We start from the raw sequence: 18,034 nt of genomic DNA, 5'->3' as shown, positions 1-18,034 counted from the left end.
TCACAGACAGTTGCAGATAACGAGATTCATCGGTCACCGACGCAGGCGTAACAGCCCACCGTTGTGACCAACGCAGACCGAGAAACAAAAAAACAGCGTAATCGTCAGAATGATGGCAGGCCCGGCGGGCAGCTCGGCATAGTAGGACCACAGCAGCCCGATCAGGCTGGCGAGCATCCCTTGCAGCACCGCAATGCCGAGCATGACGGGCAGGCGCTGTGTCCAGAAGCGTGCGCTGGCGGCAGGCAGCATCATCATGCCGACCGTCATCAGCGTGCCTAGCAGCTGGAACCCAGCGACCAGATTCAGCACCACCAGCGACAGAAATAGACCGTGGATTAACGCCCGATAGCGCCCTGAACTGATGCGCAGGAAGGTTACGTCAAACGATTCAATCACCAGCGCCCGATAGATCACCGCCAGCACCAGCAAGGAGGTCGATCCGATCAGCGCAATGTCGATCAGCGCGGCACGATCTACCGCCAGAATCGATCCGAACAGCACATGCAACAGATCGACGCTGGAGCCGCGCAGTGACACCAGCGTGACGCCGAGTGCTAGCGAGCCGAGGTAAAATCCGGCAAAGCTAGCATCCTCTTTCAATTCCGTGTGGCGGGTGACGAAGCCGGAGAGCATGGCGACAGACAGCCCGGCGATAAAACCGCCGATCCCCATCGCCAGCAGCGACATCCCCGAGATGAGGTAGCCGATGGCGACGCCGGGTAAGACCGCGTGTGACAGCGCATCGCCAATCAGGCTCATGCGCCGCAACAGCAGGAAACAGCCCAGCGGGGCGGCGCTCAGCGTGATGACCAGACAGCCGACCAGCGCACGACGCATAAAACCGAACTCGGCAAAAGGAGAAGTAATCAGGTGGAATAGCATCATGAGGTGACAATCCTGAGCGTTGGCGTATCGCTGTCGGCCTTGCGCAGGCTATGTAATAGGGGTTGGGCATCTCCCCAGCGGTGGCCGTCTGGGGTGAGGTGTAAGATAGTTGGGAAGTGCTGCCCGACGACTTCCAGATTGTGCAATACGGCCAGAATGGTTCTGCCTTCGGCGTGAAGCTGTTCGATAATCTGCAAGAGTGTTTGCGTGGTCTGGCTATCGACGCCGGTAAAAGGCTCATCCAGCAGAATGATGGGAGCCTGTGTCAGCAGCAGTCGCGCGAAGAGCACGCGCTGTAGCTGCCCGCCGGACAGGACGCCAATATGCCGATCGGCGAAGTCCGTCATGGAGACTGCGTCGAGCGCATCGATCGCTTTGCTGTGCCAGTTGGCGTTAATACTCCGCAGCAAGCCGCGATGGGGCAGCGATCCCATAAGCACCAGATCGCGCACGCTGATAGGAAACTGCCGATCAAATTCGGAGAGCTGGGGTAGATAGCCAATAGCATTATTGTTGCTGTCGTTACCGAGGCTGAACGAACCAGAAAGCGGCGGCAGCAGACCCACCAGCGTTTTCAGCAGCGTAGATTTTCCGCTGCCGTTCGCGCCGATAATCGCCGTCAGCGATCCCTGATGAAAGCATCCGCTGAGTGTCGCGAGCGGTGGCTGATGACGATAGCCAAAGGCCAGTTCCTGTAGAGCAATCATGGCAACATCACCGCCCACCCAACCAATAGCCACAACAGCACCAACAGCAGGGAAACCAGTAACACGCGCTTGAACGCGGAGAGAGAGTAAAAACTTGTCATTATCATCGGCAAAAGGCTAAATTGTTATATTATAACATATCACTTTTTGGCGACGACGACAGAGGGAATAGGTAAAAAATTATGTAAGCCGATTAGGGGGAGGGGTGTGATTGATGAGGCAGGGGGGCACTATTTCGTGCGCGTCGAACACTGTTATCTTCATGCTACGTCGTAGCACGCGCCCGACATAGGGGGCTACGCCAGCCCCCTATGAACCCCGGCTTTTGGCGGAAATTATGCCGCTAACGCGGTGCCTTCGGTGCCCATGCCCGCTTTTCGAGCCGCCAGTGACGCGTTCCCGACGCGGCACTGGCTTTCGCGGCATCCATGCCGCTCACTCGGCGTTCATGTTCACCTCAGCATAATTTTTTACGCCGTGAAGAGAAGACCCGTGAGCAATATGAGTTGGCTCAGTTTTTATCTTCAGCGTGGCGTACGAAGCCTCCCCCGAAAGAGAAAATCTTATACTGTTAAAAAATTCCCCTGCATATCAACCACAAAGCGAGTAGCAGGCTCATCGTTGATGTAACCGGCTAGGATTTTCAGCATCAGGCCGAAGCGGTATTGCAGACTGTCCGGTGGTAGCGTGGTCGTTGGCGTGTAGGCCGCCAGCAGTGCGCGGTACTGTTTCACCCGCGCAGCCGGGATATCCTGCCAGGCGAGATCGCTGCCGTTGCGCAGGCAGTACCAGTCGGTCACCAGCGTGAGCAGCGAAATATCCTGTAACCCTTCGGTGCCTGCAACCGCAGTCGGTTTGCGCTCGGCGGCGTCGGGCAGCGTTTTGGCGCTGAGCGGTTCCTGTTGTTGTGCGATCCACAGCAGATCGGCGCAGTTCAGCGTAGTGATGAGGGGCGATAAATCTTCCGGCCAGTCTTTCACCAGAAAACGCTGGCGTACCAGCAGCGCCAGATGATGGTGCAGGAAATCGTAATAATCGCGGCTTTTCAGGATGTCACCCAGCGGTTCACCGGTGCGATCCAACTCTTTCTGATAAAACGGGAACAGATGGTTGAACTGCGGCACGTTGCGCAGCACCAGCGTATCGATATCTACCCTGTCGTTGTGTAGCGTCGCCAGCTTCATGGCTGGCGGATAGGCAGCGAGCGATGGCACGGCAACATTGACCAGCGTCCCCTGTGAACCGCGATACACGCCGGTGTCGTTAACGTGCAGGTGGCCGCTGAAATGCAGGCGAATACCTGCCGCCAGCGCCTGTTCGGCGACCTCTGGCCGCGGCGTGCGTTTAATGAAGCTGTTGCTGCCAAAGAGCTGTTTTTCATCTTCTACCGTGCCGTCGAGAAAATCGACCAGCGGATAGTGCGAGAACACCAGCAGCTTCTTGTTCTGCGCTTTCGCCCGTTGCACTACCGATTTCACCCACGGCAGCATGAACGGCTTTTCCGTCAACAAGGCGTTCCAGCCCGTGTCGCTGCTGGTGGAGTAGCCTTTGATCTCCTCACGCTTTTCTGGGCCGTTTTTAACCTGATACACGTTGGCATCAATGGAAAGCAGCCACAGTCCAGCTTCCGGCTCCACCAGATAGGAGGCGTCTACGATGTTCCACTGTTTGCTGCCGTCCGGCGAACGGGCGAGATACTGACGCTGACTGAGTTCATCACTGTCACCAAACGGCGTTTCCCAGTGCAGAAAATCGTCGCGTTTAAAGAAACCAAACGGCTTCATCAGCGGCAGGCCACGTTCATAGCCGAGTGCCTGCATTTTGGCTGTGACAATCAACGATTTTGCATCACCGAGTTTGACGTCGGATTTACTGCTCAGCATGGTGCTGCTGCCGTCGGCATTGAGCATTCTCTCCGAGGAGTCATCCCCCTGCGGGCGATTAACGTCGTGGTTGCCCGGCGTGGCGAAGAAGCGCATACCGTGACGCTGCTCATACTGCGTCAGGATAGCGGCAATACCTTCAACGGTAGGCTGTTGCCCATCATCAGAATAATCGCCGGACAGCACGACGTATTTCACCTGCTGTTTTGCCAGTTCGTCGAGCGCGGCCAGCAGCGCAAAGTAGGGTTCGTTGAAGATGCGGGTCGAATTCACCGAATCTTTCAGGGTGCGAATGGTCAGCTTTTTTCCCGTCTGCGCATCAGGCAGGCCGTCAAAATCGTAGTTGCCGTAGATATTGTGGACGTGGACATCCGAAATAATGGCAATGCGCAGCGGTCCGGCGGGGGCTGCCGATTCGCCGTTAGCGTGAAAAAAGCCGCCAGCCAGCGTAATGGCGCTGCCTGCACCGAGCTTAACGAAAGTTCTGCGAGTGAGTGATTCCATGACTATCTCCATAGGTGGGGTTGCTGGTCGAACCCAAAGGACTAGCGGTATATACCCGTCATACTTCAAGTTGCATGTGCGTTGGCTGCATTCAGTCACCCGAATCACTTACTTGAGTAAGCTCATCGGGATTCCTTCCCTTGCCGCCTGCCTGAAACTCGAATTATTTAGGGTATAGCGCATAATCATGACAGGCTATCAATCGTGCGCCGTCGAGTGCATCACCCATCGGGGCGGCGAGTTGGGATTGCCACTCGTCCGGTAGCCACGGACGAATATGTAAGCCGATGCTGCCCATGAGCGACAGGCGGGGAGGCGTATGGCGTGCTACGGCGGCCAACAGCAGGCCGATTTCGCTAGCCGTCTGCGCCAGTAGCGCGTGAGAAACGGTATCGTCCTGCTGAGCGCAGTCAAATACGTGGCGGGCGAACTGCGCATAGTCGCCCGGTTTCGCCTGCTGACTAAACGTCTGTAGCGCGTCGAGCGTGTTCGCGGCCTGCGCGGGCGCTACACGGGCAGAAAAGAAATCGTCGATGCGCTGACTGAGCGCAGAGGGCGCGCACCAGCCTTGCAGCACATCATAGGTATGTTGCAGCGCCGCTAGGCCAAGCCGTGCGCCGCTGCCCTGATCGGAAATCGGGAATTCATGGCCGCCGTAGGCGGTAATCGTCCGGTTTTGCCACGCCAGCCCGCAGGAACCCGTGCCAGCAATCACTACGCCCGCATCTTTCCCTTGGTTGACTGCCAGACAGGCGCCCAGCGCATCGGTATTGAGCACCTGAGCGGCGTAAGGATGCGGCAGTGCAAGAAAGGCATCATAGGCGGCACGGTGTTCTGCGCTGGCGAGTGCCAGCCCGACTTTCAGCCGGGATACGTCATCCGGTAAAAGTCCGCTGTGCTTCAACGCCTGTGCGATAGCGTCGTCCACTGACTGACGTACGTTCTCCACGCCGAGTAGCAGGTTGGCACGGCCGCCGTGTCCCTGCCCGAGCGGCGTGCCGTCCGCCTGATAAATCCGTGCCCGACAGCCTGTGCCGCCGCCATCCACCCCGGCATAGAGCCATGTTGTCATGATGCGCGTGCTCCAGAATCCAGATAGTGAAGGCAGGCAACCGCCAGATCGCCGCTGATACTGACGGTTTCAGTCTGCGAGTCCGGCAGGCTGCTGAGCAGCAGAGCCAGTTCACCTGCGCAGCGGGCCAGCAGTTGCACCGCCAGCGCATCCTGCGGGTGCGCCAGCACAATTTTCCCTAGCGTGCTGTAGTCTGCGGCCTGCGCCTGTTTTGACCAGTCGATCACCCGATCGATATGCTTATCGAAGTGCAGGAACAGTGCTTCACTGAGTGGCGTCAGTGGGGTGATGCCCTCAACGGCCTGAAGCATCTCTTGCACCGCCCACAGCCCCAGCCGCGACAGGCTGGCTGGGTTGCCGATGGGAAAGCTATCACCACCGCGACAGGTCAGGAGGCCGTCATGCCAGTACAGCAGCCGGGTAAAGCCGCCGGTGACCAGCAGATAGCGGCTTTGCCCTGGCCAGCGCTGTTCGCACAACGTGCTCTCCTGCGCCCGATCAAAGGGGCGATCGCCATCAATGCCGACCTCCCTCAGTTGCCCTTTCACGGTGCGTTTTTCCGCTGTTGTTGATTGGTCGCGATCGTTTCGTTGAGGCGCTTCACATCGTTTGAGGTCAGGCGCAGATACTCATCAAACGACACTTGATCGTTCAGATATTGGGTAAAGCGCGTCAGGATGATGGGGTACAGTTCGTTCGCGCCCAGACTTTCCATGCGTTCCCAATCAAAGACGTAAGACGGGATCTTTTTGATCTCTTCACGCGCAGTGTTCAGGCCGTCGATCACGTGCTTATCTTTGGTCTGGTAGTGTAGATCGGCAATATCTGCGCCGACGATGATATTGAAGCGCTCGGCGATCTCACGTTGCAGCGGCTCACTGCCCAGCCACTCCATGAATTCGGCGACTTCCTGCGGGTGTTTGGTGGTGGTGAACGGCATGATGAAGGTCGCGCCGCCCATCGAAATACACTTCTCTTTGCAAGGCGCAGGCAGCACTTTCCAGTCAAAACCGTCGCCAATCTGCTTACTGAACTGGTTCAACAGCCAGTTGCCGGAGAAGTAGGTCACGATGTTACCGTTCACGAAATCGTCCGCCATGCTCTTGTACTGGCCGCCGCCCGCCGCGCCCCACATTTCACGCGGGAACACACCTTCATCCGACCAGCGCTTCAGATCTTTAATCCACTGCTGTGCTGCCGCATCCGGGAAGTTGATCAGCCCGTCTTTATCGTAACGTGCGCCATAGGAGTAGGCAGGGCCGGAGAAACGAAAACCGCTGCGGTCGATGGTGAAGGGAATATGCACGCCGGTTTTTTCCGCGACCAGCTTCGAGGCCTTCATCAAATCATCAATCGTGTAGCCCGGCTGCGGTAGCGGAACGCCCGCCTGCTCAAACAGCGTCACGTTAATAAATGGCAGGTCGGCGGTCCAGGAAGCGACAAAGCCCGGCAGCGCATCGGCTTTATGCACGCCTTTCACGCGCATGATCTTTTCGATACCGGCGCTGTAGCGTTTCTCAAATGCAGCGGGATCTTTCAGGTAGGGACGTAAATCCAGCGTATAGCCGAGCAGCCCCATTTGCGTGGTTTTAGCAATATCGGGGCCTAAGCCCGCAGCCAACTGCATCGGTAACTGTGTTTGCAGCGCGTTATAGCCAGTGCTGACGAAATTCACATCAATGCGTTCATTACTTTGAGAGAAGGATTTAACTTTCTGCTCCATGAAATGCACTAATTCGGGATCGTCGTCACTATATAAAAATGTTATTTGCGTTTTGGCGGCTAACGCGCTGTTGCCGAATAACCCCAGCGCAAGGGCGGAAAAAAATAACGCGGTGTTGGGACGTATCATAAACATCTCCACATCATAGGTTTGATTAATGGCGCAAATACCCAAGCGTTGGCGACGGGCTTATTTTATTCCTGCGATTTATCTTGTCTTTTAATTAATGCAAATTTGCATTCATCTGTCATTTTCATCATGCAATCATGGACAGAACCCTGATTGATTTATGTGAAGCAGGTTAAAGATATTTTAAATGTTGATTTAAATAAAGCATTTTTGTGATATTAATCACATATATAAAAGAGATAATCTTATTTATTAATGCGAAATATCAATAAATGAATGCAAATGACAATTTAATGCAAATTTGCATTCTAATTGCGATGTCACAGTGCAGTGAATGAGCCGATGCCCTAAATATTGGCAGGGCGTGCACAGCGAAAGTGCAAATAAATGCAGCCATACATTTTCGTTATTTTATTTTCAACGCCGTAAACAGGATTCCGTATGAATATCGGTTGGAAATTAAAGAAGAACGGCGTCATTAATCGGTTTCTCATCACCGAGTTGACGGAGAAACGTTATTTCGCCGAGCCGGATACGCTGCCGGATAAGGTGAATTACCGCTTTATTAACGGCTTTGTCGATGTCGGTGTTTTACCCTGCCGCGTGCGCTTTTTGCAGGAAGAGGCAAAGCGCGAAGTGACGTTACCCGAAAATCTTCATTTCCCGCTGATGTGGAGCGGCGGCGATGAAAGTCGCAGCGTGAATTTCAGCGATTTCTGGCCGTGTCCGGTTCACGTTCAGCGCTTTGCTCGCTGCACGATCCACAGTGACCGGGCGCAGACGGCACCGTTTACGCTCAGCACCTGCGGCGGCGTCACGCTGTGGCTGAACGGCGAACAGGTTACCCGCTTTACGCCGTTTACCCGCAACACTGAGCAAACCTGTGCGATCTCGCTGCCGTTGAGAGCGGGGCTGAACACGCTGGTGGTTCATAGCGAAGAGCTGTGTGAGCGTGATACCGACTACCTGTTTAGCCTGTGCTATCAGGGGGAAGACGCGCTCTTCTGGCAGCTTGATGAAGACGCTGCGCTCAGCGCACAGCTGACCGCGCTGGATAGCTGGGTGAACGGGCTGACGCTGGAGAATAACCTGATCCAACCGCCCGTACTGGTGCTGAATAGCTCACAACCGCTGTTGGAAACGGTGACGATGGCACACCGATTGGTTGGCAACGTCAACGAGTCCGTTCCTGCGTGGCAGCAGCAACACACGCTGCCAGCCGGCAATCTGGGCTGGCAGGTGGATTTACCCGAAATCTTGGTTGGCTATTACGATCTGGTCTGCGCCGCGACCTGCAACGGCATTACGCTGACGCGCACCCTCAGCTTTGGGCGCTTGCCTGAACAAACGATGCCTGCGTTGCCGACATTAGCGGCGCGGCGTGAAGCGGTACTGCGCCATACCGCGCTGCACGGTTTTGAGCGCCTCGGTCGGCTGCTGGCGATTGTCGAAACTGGTGAGGGCAGCGATGCCGCCGCGCCGATTCTCAATAGCGCATTGCAGAAAATCAGCCGTCGTGAAGACTGTGCCGATTTCCAACTGGTGCCGCTGATTTGGCTGTGGCAGCGCTATCAGGGACAGCAGTTGCCGCCGCAGGACTGGCGGCGCGTGCGCAGCGCGATTCTCGGTTTCCGCTACTGGATTGATGAGCCGGGCAACGACACCATGTGGTTCTGGAGCGAAAACCACTGCCTGTGCTTCCACGTCGCACAATATCTGGCCGGACAAAACTTCCCGGATGACACCTTTCCGTGCAGCGGCCGTCGCGGGCTGGAGCAGAAGACGATGGCTCACGAACGCCTGACGCGCTGGTTTGATTCCATTCTGGAACACGGGCTGGTGGAGTGGAATTCGGCGGCCTATTACCCCATCGATCTGATTGGGCTAGTCGCGCTGTACGAACTGGCTCAGGACGCCGATCTGCGCGAGAAATCCCGCGTGGTGATTGACCGCATCATGCTGATGACGGCGTGGGTGCATCAGAACGGCGTCGCGGTTGGCACGATGGGACGCGCCTACGATAAAGAGCTGCGTTCCGGCATGTTGACCGAGCTGTCCGGCCTGTGTGCGCTGATGTGGGGCGAGGGCTGGCTGATTCCGCACTGCGCCGCGCTGCCGCTGCTGTGCCTGAGCGACTATCAGCCACCGGAAGCGACGGATCGGATCGCACACTGGTCACTGCCGCACGGTGCCGAAGCGCGCTGGGTACAAGGGCTGAACCGCAGCGCCCGCATCATCGCCTGGAAGCAGCGCGATGTTGCCTTTTCTTCCGTTTTCGATCATCACCCCGGCGAGCATGGGCACCAGCAGCATCTGCTGGATGTGCGGCTGGGCACACACTATGCCGCCCGCCTGTGGGTGAACCACCCCGGCGAAGATCGCCCCGACGGCGTGCACCGTCCTTCTTACTGGGCGGGAAACGGGCGTTTGCCGCACCTGATGCAACATCGTAATCGCGCGCTGATGGTGTTCGATCTGCAACAGGATATTCGCCCGTGGACGCACCTCTATCTGCCACAAACCGCACTGGATGAGGTCATCGTTGAAGATGTCTGGTGCTTCGTACGCGGCGGCAACGGCTATGCCGCGTTTCATAATCCCGCCGGATTACAGCCGTTTGCGACCGCAGGCCAGCAGGCGGAAGGCGAACTGCGGGCGTATGGCGAGCAGAACGTCTGGTTCGTTGCCGTGGACAGCGGCGATGGTGCAGAGGGATTTGCTGCGTTTGCTGACCGCTTCCGAGGGCGTTCGCTGATACAGGACAGCGACGGCGTGCGTATCGACGATCCCGATTACGGCGAACTGGCCTTTAGCCACGCGGCAGGATTCAACGTGGCGCAGCAGCCTTTCCTTTTCCGCGACGATGTCCCGGTCGTCCCGCAGTTCAACACAGGAAATCCATGACATGCAGACAGGTTCACTTAACCGACAACAAACCGAAGTGCTGCTGGCGCAGGTGGCGCGGGCGTTTTGCCGCCTGAAGGCTATTGACAGCGTGACGCAGGACGATGCGCCGGATGCCGGGCTGACGATTCAATTCGAAGAGTGGGATTGGGAAGTTGGCGTCGGGCTGTACGGCTTCTGGAAGCTGGCGCATCTGACGCAGGATGACACCATGCTGACGACGCTGGCGAACTGGTATCAGCAAAAGCTGGATGCTGGGCTGCCACCGCGCCAGATTAACTCGACGGCTCCGATGCTGGTGCTGGCTTTGTTGTGTCAGGACAAGCCGGATGCGCCTGCACAGTGGCGCGAAACCGTGAGCGACTGGGCGGATTGGCTGCTGCACTCGCTGCCAAAAACCGAGGATGGCGGCTTCCAGCATACGGTGAAAGAGCGGCCGAATACCGGACAGCTGTGGGACGACACGCTGTTTATGGCGGGTCTGTTTCTGGTGGTCGCGGGGAAATTACTTTCCCGCCGCGATCTGATCGAAGAGGCGGAATACCAGCTTGTCACGCACGCGCGCTATCTGGCCGATGTGCGCAGCGGGCTGTGGTATCACGGTTGGACGTTCGTCGGTCGCCATCACTATGCGAATGCGTTCTGGGGACGCGGCAATGCCTGGATCACGCTGGTGCTGCCGGAAATGCGGGTGCTGGCGGAGGATCAGCTGTCCGCGCCGGTACTGCGTACGCTGGAAGCGATTCTGGAACAGCAAACGACAACGCTGGCGCGCTGCCAGCACGATTCTGGCCTGTGGCACACGCTGCTGGATGACCCTGATTCACCGCTGGAGACGTCTGCCAGCGCGGGATTCATTGCCGGGATTCTGACGGCACGGCGGTTGGGCATGCTGCGCGACTTCCCGCAGGACGTCTTGGAAAAAGGCTATGCCGCCGTGGTGGCGCAGATTGACGCGCAGGGCGTGGTGCAAGGTGTCTCGGACGGCACGGCGATGGGACACGACTTACAGTTCTATCGCGATATTCCCAATGTCGCTGTGCCTTACGGGCAGGCGCTGGTCATGCTGATGTTATTGGCACAGTTAGATTCTGTTTGCGAGGGCTGACAATGGCGAGTCTGGAACTAAAAAACGTCCACAAAAGTTATGGTGCGGTGAGCATCATCAAAGGCGTGGACTTAACGATTCATGACGGCGAGTTCATGGTCTTTGTCGGCCCGTCGGGTTGTGGAAAATCCACGCTGCTGCGCATGATTGCCGGGCTGGAAGAGATCAGCAGCGGTGAGCTGTTGATCGACAACCGCAAGGTGAACGATCTCACGCCAGCAGAGCGCAAGATTGCGATGGTGTTCCAGTCTTACGCGCTCTATCCGCACCTCTCGGTGCGCAAGAACCTCGCGTTCGGGCTGGAGAACCTGCACTTTCCTAAAGACGAAATCATCCGTCGTATTGATGAAGCCGCCCGTATGCTGGGGCTGGAACCTTATCTGGATCGCCGGCCGCGTGCGCTGTCGGGTGGGCAGCAGCAGCGCGTGGCGATTGGGCGCGCCATCGTGCGTGAACCTGACCTGTTCCTATTTGATGAACCGCTCTCCAATCTGGATGCCAAGCTGCGGGTGCAGACGCGCGGCGAGCTGTCCCGCCTGCACCAGAAGCTGCGCACCACCATGATTTACGTGACTCACGATCAGGTGGAAGCGATGACGATGGCGCAGCGCATTGTGGTGCTGAACGCCGGCCGCATCGAGCAGGTTGGCACGCCGTTGGAGCTGTTCAATCGGCCGAAAAACAAATTTGTCGCGGGCTTCATTGGTTCACCGCGCATGAATATGTTTCCTGCGCAGATCGTCGCCACCTGCGCGGACGGCGTTGAGGTGCAGTGCCCGTCTGGCAATCGTCTGGTGCTGCCGTTTATCGGCACCGTCGGGCAGAACGTCACGCTCGGCATTCGCCCTTCACACTGTGAGCTGGTGGAGGAAGGCGAGGGGATTGCACTGTGTGTCGATCGCTGCGAGATGATGGGGCATGAAACCTTTATCTACGGGCGGATGGGCGGCATTGACGATGAGATGATCGTCCATCTGGCGCAGCACCGCGAGTTCGCTGCGGGTGAATCGGTATTCGTCCGCTTCCCGCCAACGTACTGCCATCTGTTCGATGGCAAAACGGATGACACATTGCCGCGCTGTACCGAGCATTAATTATCGCGACGGGAGAGGACGACATGAAAAAGATTGCCTTACTACCCGCAGGATCGCTGATCGATAAGCTGGTGACGCCAGTGGAAAAAGCGGTGAATCTGCTACAAAAACTCGGTGGCCGCAAAGTGATGCCGTGGTTTTTTATCGCGCCCAATATGCTGCTGTTCGCCGTTTTTGTCTTTATTCCGATTCTACTGGCGGTGTGCTACGCCTTTACTGGCGGCACCAATATTTTGCTGTGGGAGCGCCCCTACGTTGGCGTGGATAACTTTTCCACGCTGCTGAGCTGCGGCAACTACGCCGAGCCATCCACCTGTGAGCAGGATCTGTTCTGGACTGGCGTCTACAACACGGTGTCGTTCACCTTTTTCAACGTGCTCTGCACGCTGCTGGTGGCGCTGGTGACGGCGCTGATCCTCAACCGCAAGATTATCGCCCGTGGTTTTTTCCGCGCCATGTTCTTCTATCCGGTGCTGCTGTCGCCGGTGGTCGTTGGCCTGATCTGGCAGTGGTTCCTGAACCGCAACGGCTTGCTGAATCTGGTGCTGTCGTCGCTGGGCGGGCAGCCGATTACCTTCCTGCTCGACCCAACGTTTTCGCGCTTCTGGGTGGTGTTTGTCTCCGTCTGGTTTCACGTCGGGTTTTATACCCTGATTCTGCTGGCCGGATTGCAGGCGATCCCGCGTGATATTTACGAGGCGGCGGCGGTGGACGGCACCTCGCGCTGGCGTGGTTTCTATCGCCTGACGTTGCCGCTGCTAGCACCGAATATTCTGGTGGTGGTGATTCTGCTGACCATCAATAGCGTGCAGATCTTCGATGAAGCCTGGGTACTGACCAACGGCGGCGGCCCCGGCACGGCCAACAGCTTTATCGTGCAGTACATCTACCAGACCGCTTTCTCGTCGAATGCCTCGCTTTACGGGCTAGCCTCGGCAGCGTCGGTGTTGATGGGCGTGGTGCTGATGATTCTGACGGCGTTACAGTTCCTGCTGACGCGTCGGCTGGAAGGGAAAAAATAACGGGAGCCATGATGAAAATAATCGCATTTCTCACCCGTACCCGTCATCCGGGGCGCATCCATATTACGGATATTATGAGCTGGGTCTGGCTGGTGGTGGGTACGCTGCTGGTGATGATTCCGGTGATGTGGGCGGCGATGTCGTCGTTCAAAACGCCTGCGGAGATCAATCGCTTTCCACCGAGTTTTCTGCCGCAGGCGGCAGATACCGTCACGCTGCCGGAGTACCCGAAGCCGCTCGAGCTGTGGCAGGTTAAGCAGGAAGACGGCGAAGCGAAAACGATGGCGCTGGTACGTCGCATCGGGCTGATTGCACAGCTGGTGAACCCGGATGCGCCGAGTGAAGTGGTGCGTGTGTCGACCAAAGATCTGGTGCCAATGAAAGCGTTGCATCTGGAGACGGAGAACTACACGACGCCGATAACGAAGTTCCACTTTGCCACCTACCTGAAGAACACTGTGTTCGTGACGGTGATGGCGACGTTGCTGACTCTGTTGCTCAGTTCGATGGCGGCCTTTGCACTATCGAAATACGAGTTTCGCGGGCGCGGTACGGTGCTGACGCTGTTTCTCTCCACGATGATGATTCCGCTGTCGGTGGTGATGGTGCCGACGTTTCTGGTGGTGATTGGCTTGAACATGGGCGATAACCTGTGGGGCGTGATTATTCCCACGGTGGCGACGCCGACCGGCGTGTTTCTGCTGCGGCAATACATGCTGACGATCCCCGATGAGCTGATCGAGGCAGCGCGTATCGATGCCGCCAGCGAGTTCCGTATTTACTGGAAGATCATCCTGCCGCTGACTGCACCCGCGCTGGCGGTACTGGCGATCTTCTCGGTGATCTGGCGTTGGAACGACTTCCTCTGGCCGCTGATCGTCCTCTCCAGTCAGGACAATTTTACGCTGCAAATCGGCCTGAATGCGTTTCAGGGGCAGTTCTCGGTGCAATGGCACTATATACTGGCGATGACGATGCTCTCGCTTCTGCCGGTGACGGCGGTGTTCGTCTTCCTGCAAAAATACATCACGACGGGGATTGCCAACACGGGGATGAAATAATGGCGACACTCAAGGATATTGCCGACCGCGCGGGGGTTTCCATCAGCACGGTTTCCCGCGCGCTGAACGGGACAGCCCCGATCAGCGCCAAAGTCAGACAGCACATCATGGCGATTGCCACCGAGCAAGGCTATCCGCTGCATAAAGTGGGCAAAGCGACCGTCGCGCAGACGGAACCGCTGCGGCACATCCTGCTGGCGACGCCGCGTAACCTGATGCTGGAAAGTGAGTACAATCTGGTGTCGCTGACGCTGATTAACGCCCTGAAAACGCTGTGTTTGCAACGTAATATCCAGCTTCGCCCGTTTCTCGGGGAGCACGACACCATTAACGAACAGCAGCTACTGCGTGAACTTCAGGGCGGAAAAGAGAGCGGGATTCTGATCGTGAATGACGATCACCCAACGCTGCTGAACGCCGTGGCGGAAAGTGGTATTCCGGCGGTGCTGATCAACGGGGAAGATCCCTCCATGCGCCTGAGTAGCGTCACGCCTGCCAACCACTATGCCGCCGCCGCGGCGGTGCGTTATCTGATTGAACAAGGGCACACGCGGATCCTGCACCTGACCTGGACGTCGCGTATGACGATCAAACAGCGCGAACGCGGCTATCGGGATGCGCTCGCGCAGGCGGGCATAGCGGTGGATGAGGATCTAATTCTGTCGCTGCCGGATTTCCACCCGCGCACGGCACGCGATGCGCTGCTGCGCTGGCTGACGGCTAATCCCGACAGATTGGGCGTTACTGCGATTTTCTGTGCGGCGGACAATCAGGCTATCGGCGTGATCGACGCGCTGTATCAGCACGGGCTACGCGTGCCGGAGGACATGTCCGTCATGGGCATGGACGACATCCTGCCGTTCGACATGCTGCCGGTTTCACTCACCACGGTACACCTGCCGTTTGAGACGATTGCCCGTGCCGCGCTACAGCTACTGGCGCAGCAAATGACGCCCGCACAGGCACTCGGCATTGCCCAGCGTACTGAACTGGCTGGGCAGGTGGTGGTTAGGGAATCGGTGCGGCGGGTGGGGTAGGCGGGCGTTATTTCAACGATAACAGCCGCTCAAGCGCTGTGACGCGGTAGTCGCGGGAATCGATATATCCACCGAACCATTCGCTCTGGCTGAGTAGTATAAAAAAGAATCCGTAATCTCATAGAAATTACGGATTCTTGCACAATCACAGGAGACTTTAATCAGAGCCTTGATCGAGGTTAGGGGTAATGGCACTGAGCTTTTTAATAAAAAGGCGGCGAATTATGCTATGCCTCAAATAATTCGAGTTGCTGGAAGCCAATGCACATGCAACTTGACGTATTACGGGTATAGATCGTTGCCAGGCGTTACCGTTTGAATATGCTACCGTGCCATTTTGACTACTTCTCTATCCATGCCTCTCGCCACGCAAAACCGAAGCCGGGTTCATATTGTGTTGATGTTTGAGTCCATTGTCGACAGTAGCCACTATTAGGTGCCGGCCTGCATTCATAAATTTTGCCATTTTTAGGCTGTTTCACCAATGTGCCTGCATTATATACGTTAAGACCGTTAGGAAATACGTAGTCATAATCAACTGGGTCAACTGGGTCAACTGGGTCAACTGGGTCAACTGGGTCAACTGGTTTATTTGGATAAACTTTAGCTGCATTATGGCGTGTAGCATTCAGAACACGGACGTTATCCTGATTTGCGGTTCCCATTGGTAAATTATTATGAAATAGGTTAGGGCTGGAGTAGGCGTTAATTCTAGGACAAGAAATAGATTGACATCCATAAGCCATCACTGTCCGCCAGGGAGGATTTCCTAGATATTGATATCCATACCCGTAACTAAAATAAGGATTGCTACCTGCGTTTGGGTCATGTGTTGCCCCCAAGTTATGTCCTATTTCATGCGGAAATGTATATCCAGACACACAGGTATGTGTCACAACGCTAAAACCAAGTCTCCTAAATTGTTCAACTGTACCGTTTGTTACATATGCCAAACCACAATATGCGGGATTGATAACCATCAAATTAACAAGGTCGGCTTGTGCAAGCTCCCGATGTTCTGCTGCAAACTTACCCAGTGGAGTATTTGGGTCACGGAGTGCAGAAAGTAATTGATCGTATGTTCGACCTGCTTCACTGATACCAGTAACGACAGCGGTTACTTTATACTGAATTGGCAACTTACTATTTGTTGCTGCGCTCTGTAATGTATCTGTAGCTAATGTAACAAAACCAGGATACTGAGCAGCACCAATTCTATTATATGCTTCTGGCGTTGTTATCATCAAAACATTAATTCTACTGATATCATCAGCTCGTACATCTAAATTTAATGATGATGATGTTTTGTCTATAGGTTGCTGTGTAACCGTATTAATCTGTGTTTCTTTGGGCTTTACTGTGGTTTCTTCGCTATCGGAGTTAATAATCGGAGGTGCTCCTTCGGGGAATTTACTACTATCTATCGTAACAATAGCAATTTGTTCATTATTTAAGGGCGTGATGGAGTATGTTTTATCCCGAAATGAAATGAGACCGGTAATAAGATTGTTGTTTTCTATCAACGTAACATAATTACTTGTAGTGTTTTCTATTTTATCATTGATGGATTTATTTTTTATCAACGATGATATGTCGCCTTTCCAAACTAAAGAGCCGTTTTCATCTTTTTTAAAACTTACTAAATTAGAGCTAATTATAACGCCCGGGGAAGTCTCAAGTCGAATGCTCTTAATGTCCTCACCTAGTTTATTAATTTTTATCTTACCAATATATAACTCCTTCGTTGTTTTTTCTTCTAATAGTGATTTGACGATCGGTTCTGCAAGTGCATCAGCAGACCTGCCACTAGGTTCGATTTGATAAAGTAAGGTTGCATTAGCATAATTTCCCAATAAAAATAAAGCTAGAAAACTTGCCCTAAATAATGATGTGATACTGATCATGAATACCTCCAAAATAAATGGTTAGGATAGTTTTAATTATCTTGCTTAATTTTATTTGTAAGGAATGGTATAAAATAGCCCATGAGAAAAAGCTGCCATAGAAAGTATGCACAAGTAAATCATGGTGCATGTGGTAATTATAAATGATATTTAATAACTTTCCATTTAGAGGTGGAAATATCATGTTTTATTTTAAACGTAGCCATTGAATTATATTTGTGCTTATTTTTAATCAATTCTTGATTTTATGATATATTAATTTGATGATGTTGATATTTTTTTTAGAATAATACAGGCGGAAATGTTTTGTAATGTGTTTTTTCAAGACTGTAATTGAAATTATTTAATTGCCTGTTTTTATACTTTTACTCCAATAGCAGAGACAGGAAAAACATGGACGAAAAAACTCAAATCCCTCATGGCTGAGCGGGTCAAATTCCTTAAAATCGAAAACGATCTCAACCAGTTTTCTCGGATGTGATAAACATCGTGTATCTGCAAACCCACATTTAGCTGAGCATAATTAACAGTCTGAAATACGTGTTGTGGAAAGATTACAGGCCGTTACCGGCGGGTTTAAAGCGGTGTATCAGGGCCTATGGCAAAGGCGGCTCTGATGGCACAGGATACTTTTGTCGGCATCTGGGATGAGAAATTCGCGCAAATCAGCAAAAGTTGGCGCACAGATTGGGAAAATCTCAACAGTTCTTCTCTTACCCACCCGATATCCGTAAAGCTATCTATACTCGTCATACTTCAAGTTGCTTGTGCGTTGGCAATATTCGGCTCATTTTTGAGCCTCGCTCTAGAGGGCCGCCGCAAGCGGCGTTCAAATTGGCTTAGCCAATTTGCCCTTACTTACCCCAGTCACTTACTTGAGTATGCTCTCGGGTATTCGTGCGGTTGCCGCCTTCATGCAACTCGAATTATTTAGGGTATACACCGTTAATGCCATTGAGCCGTGCGATCACCACTAATTCGGCGGTGGTTAGCTCGCA

The 18,034-nt window shown here is 54.5% G+C and carries 13 protein-coding genes and 1 pseudogene; 7 read left to right on the top strand and 7 right to left on the bottom strand.

Translation table 11 applies throughout. From position 1 onward, the window contains the following. Window positions 1–33 precede the first annotated feature (33 nt). The 6 genes from K7X24_RS06915 to K7X24_RS06890 form a co-directional block, all read right to left on the bottom strand. Complete coding sequence (locus tag K7X24_RS06915; protein WP_010300359.1) at window positions 34–888, bottom strand: metal ABC transporter permease; 855 nt, start codon at window positions 886–888, stop codon at window positions 34–36. Next, complete coding sequence (locus tag K7X24_RS06910; RefSeq protein WP_224554121.1) at window positions 885–1,595, bottom strand: metal ABC transporter ATP-binding protein; 711 nt, start codon at window positions 1,593–1,595, stop codon at window positions 885–887. Before K7X24_RS06910 ends, K7X24_RS06915 begins: the two co-directional genes overlap by 4 nt. A gap of 563 nt (window positions 1,596–2,158) precedes the next feature. Then, entirely contained in the window at window positions 2,159–3,982 is a 1,824-nt protein-coding gene (locus K7X24_RS06905) for a metallophosphoesterase family protein (RefSeq protein ID WP_224553907.1), read from the bottom strand. 163 nt (window positions 3,983–4,145) lie between these two features. Beyond that, window positions 4,146–5,054 (bottom strand): BadF/BadG/BcrA/BcrD ATPase family protein, encoded by a 909-nt coding sequence (locus tag K7X24_RS06900; RefSeq protein WP_224553905.1) that lies wholly within the window; start codon window positions 5,052–5,054, stop codon window positions 4,146–4,148. Beyond that, window positions 5,051–5,602 carry a glucosamine kinase gene (locus K7X24_RS06895; RefSeq protein WP_224553903.1) on the bottom strand — a complete coding sequence of 184 codons (552 nt, stop codon included), beginning with the start codon at window positions 5,600–5,602 and terminating at the stop codon, window positions 5,051–5,053. The genes K7X24_RS06900 and K7X24_RS06895 overlap by 4 nt, the downstream gene beginning before the upstream one ends. Beyond that, on the bottom strand, window positions 5,599–6,906 hold the full coding sequence (locus K7X24_RS06890) for an ABC transporter substrate-binding protein (protein ID WP_103971035.1): 1,308 nt from the start codon (window positions 6,904–6,906) through the stop codon (window positions 5,599–5,601). Before K7X24_RS06890 ends, K7X24_RS06895 begins: the two co-directional genes overlap by 4 nt. Window positions 6,907–7,347: 441 nt before the next feature. On the opposite strand from K7X24_RS06890, the gene K7X24_RS06885 reads away from it, so the two are divergent. From K7X24_RS06885 to K7X24_RS06860, 6 genes are read left to right on the top strand one after another with little or no spacing between them, the layout of a single operon-like run. Then, a complete protein-coding gene (locus K7X24_RS06885; RefSeq protein ID WP_224553901.1) occupies window positions 7,348–9,810 on the top strand; it encodes a hypothetical protein in 2,463 nt (820 codons plus the stop codon). A 1-nt stretch (window position 9,811) separates the two neighbouring features. Then, the gene (locus K7X24_RS06880; RefSeq protein ID WP_039507092.1) at window positions 9,812–10,918 is read left to right on the top strand and encodes a glycoside hydrolase family 105 protein; all 1,107 of its coding nucleotides are present in this window, start codon (window positions 9,812–9,814) and stop codon (window positions 10,916–10,918) included. Between the two features lie 2 nt (window positions 10,919–10,920). Continuing rightward, entirely contained in the window at window positions 10,921–12,012 is a 1,092-nt protein-coding gene (locus K7X24_RS06875; protein ID WP_103971032.1) for an ABC transporter ATP-binding protein, read from the top strand. Window positions 12,013–12,035: 23 nt separating this feature from the next. Beyond that, window positions 12,036–13,034 carry a carbohydrate ABC transporter permease gene (locus K7X24_RS06870; protein ID WP_039470140.1) on the top strand — a complete coding sequence of 333 codons (999 nt, stop codon included), beginning with the start codon at window positions 12,036–12,038 and terminating at the stop codon, window positions 13,032–13,034. Between the two features lie 8 nt (window positions 13,035–13,042). Further along, window positions 13,043–14,095 (top strand): carbohydrate ABC transporter permease, encoded by a 1,053-nt coding sequence (locus K7X24_RS06865; RefSeq protein ID WP_010295141.1) that lies wholly within the window; start codon window positions 13,043–13,045, stop codon window positions 14,093–14,095. Beyond that, window positions 14,095–15,132, top strand: a complete 1,038-nt coding sequence (locus K7X24_RS06860; protein ID WP_039490810.1) for a LacI family DNA-binding transcriptional regulator — start codon at window positions 14,095–14,097, stop codon at window positions 15,130–15,132. The genes K7X24_RS06865 and K7X24_RS06860 overlap by 1 nt, the downstream gene beginning before the upstream one ends. 341 nt (window positions 15,133–15,473) lie before the next feature. Here the strand turns inward: K7X24_RS06860 and K7X24_RS21995 are convergent, their stop codons facing one another. Further along, window positions 15,474–17,036 (bottom strand): M12 family metallo-peptidase, encoded by a 1,563-nt coding sequence (locus tag K7X24_RS21995; RefSeq protein WP_263499250.1) that lies wholly within the window; start codon window positions 17,034–17,036, stop codon window positions 15,474–15,476. Between the two features lie 468 nt (window positions 17,037–17,504). Here K7X24_RS21995 and K7X24_RS06845 point away from each other — a divergent pair. Then, window positions 17,505–17,804: pseudogene (locus K7X24_RS06845) on the top strand (transposase); the annotation flags it as partial. Window positions 17,805–18,034 lie beyond the last annotated feature (230 nt).

The sequence above is a fragment of the Pectobacterium versatile genome, from assembly GCF_020166435.1.
Taxonomy (GTDB): Bacteria; Pseudomonadota; Gammaproteobacteria; order Enterobacterales; family Enterobacteriaceae; genus Pectobacterium; species Pectobacterium versatile.
This window is presented reverse-complemented; position numbering and strand designations above follow the sequence as displayed.

Excerpts from the sequence above, each read along its gene's own strand:
- K7X24_RS06875 (WP_103971032.1), top strand. The coding sequence starts at position 10,921 with ATGGCGAGTCTGGAACTAAAAAACGTCCACAAAAGTTATGGTGCGGTG.
- K7X24_RS06910 (WP_224554121.1), bottom strand. The coding sequence starts at position 1,595 with ATGATTGCTCTACAGGAACTGGCCTTTGGCTATCGTCATCAGCCACCG.
- K7X24_RS06890 (WP_103971035.1), bottom strand. The coding sequence starts at position 6,906 with ATGATACGTCCCAACACCGCGTTATTTTTTTCCGCCCTTGCGCTGGGG.
- K7X24_RS06870 (WP_039470140.1), top strand. The coding sequence starts at position 12,036 with ATGAAAAAGATTGCCTTACTACCCGCAGGATCGCTGATCGATAAGCTG.
- K7X24_RS06865 (WP_010295141.1), top strand. The coding sequence starts at position 13,043 with ATGATGAAAATAATCGCATTTCTCACCCGTACCCGTCATCCGGGGCGC.
- K7X24_RS21995 (WP_263499250.1), bottom strand. The coding sequence starts at position 17,036 with ATGATCAGTATCACATCATTATTTAGGGCAAGTTTTCTAGCTTTATTT.
- K7X24_RS06905 (WP_224553907.1), bottom strand. The coding sequence starts at position 3,982 with ATGGAATCACTCACTCGCAGAACTTTCGTTAAGCTCGGTGCAGGCAGC.
- K7X24_RS06885 (WP_224553901.1), top strand. The coding sequence starts at position 7,348 with ATGAATATCGGTTGGAAATTAAAGAAGAACGGCGTCATTAATCGGTTT.
- K7X24_RS06900 (WP_224553905.1), bottom strand. The coding sequence starts at position 5,054 with ATGACAACATGGCTCTATGCCGGGGTGGATGGCGGCGGCACAGGCTGT.
- K7X24_RS06880 (WP_039507092.1), top strand. The coding sequence starts at position 9,812 with ATGCAGACAGGTTCACTTAACCGACAACAAACCGAAGTGCTGCTGGCG.
- K7X24_RS06860 (WP_039490810.1), top strand. The coding sequence starts at position 14,095 with ATGGCGACACTCAAGGATATTGCCGACCGCGCGGGGGTTTCCATCAGC.
- K7X24_RS06915 (WP_010300359.1), bottom strand. The coding sequence starts at position 888 with ATGATGCTATTCCACCTGATTACTTCTCCTTTTGCCGAGTTCGGTTTT.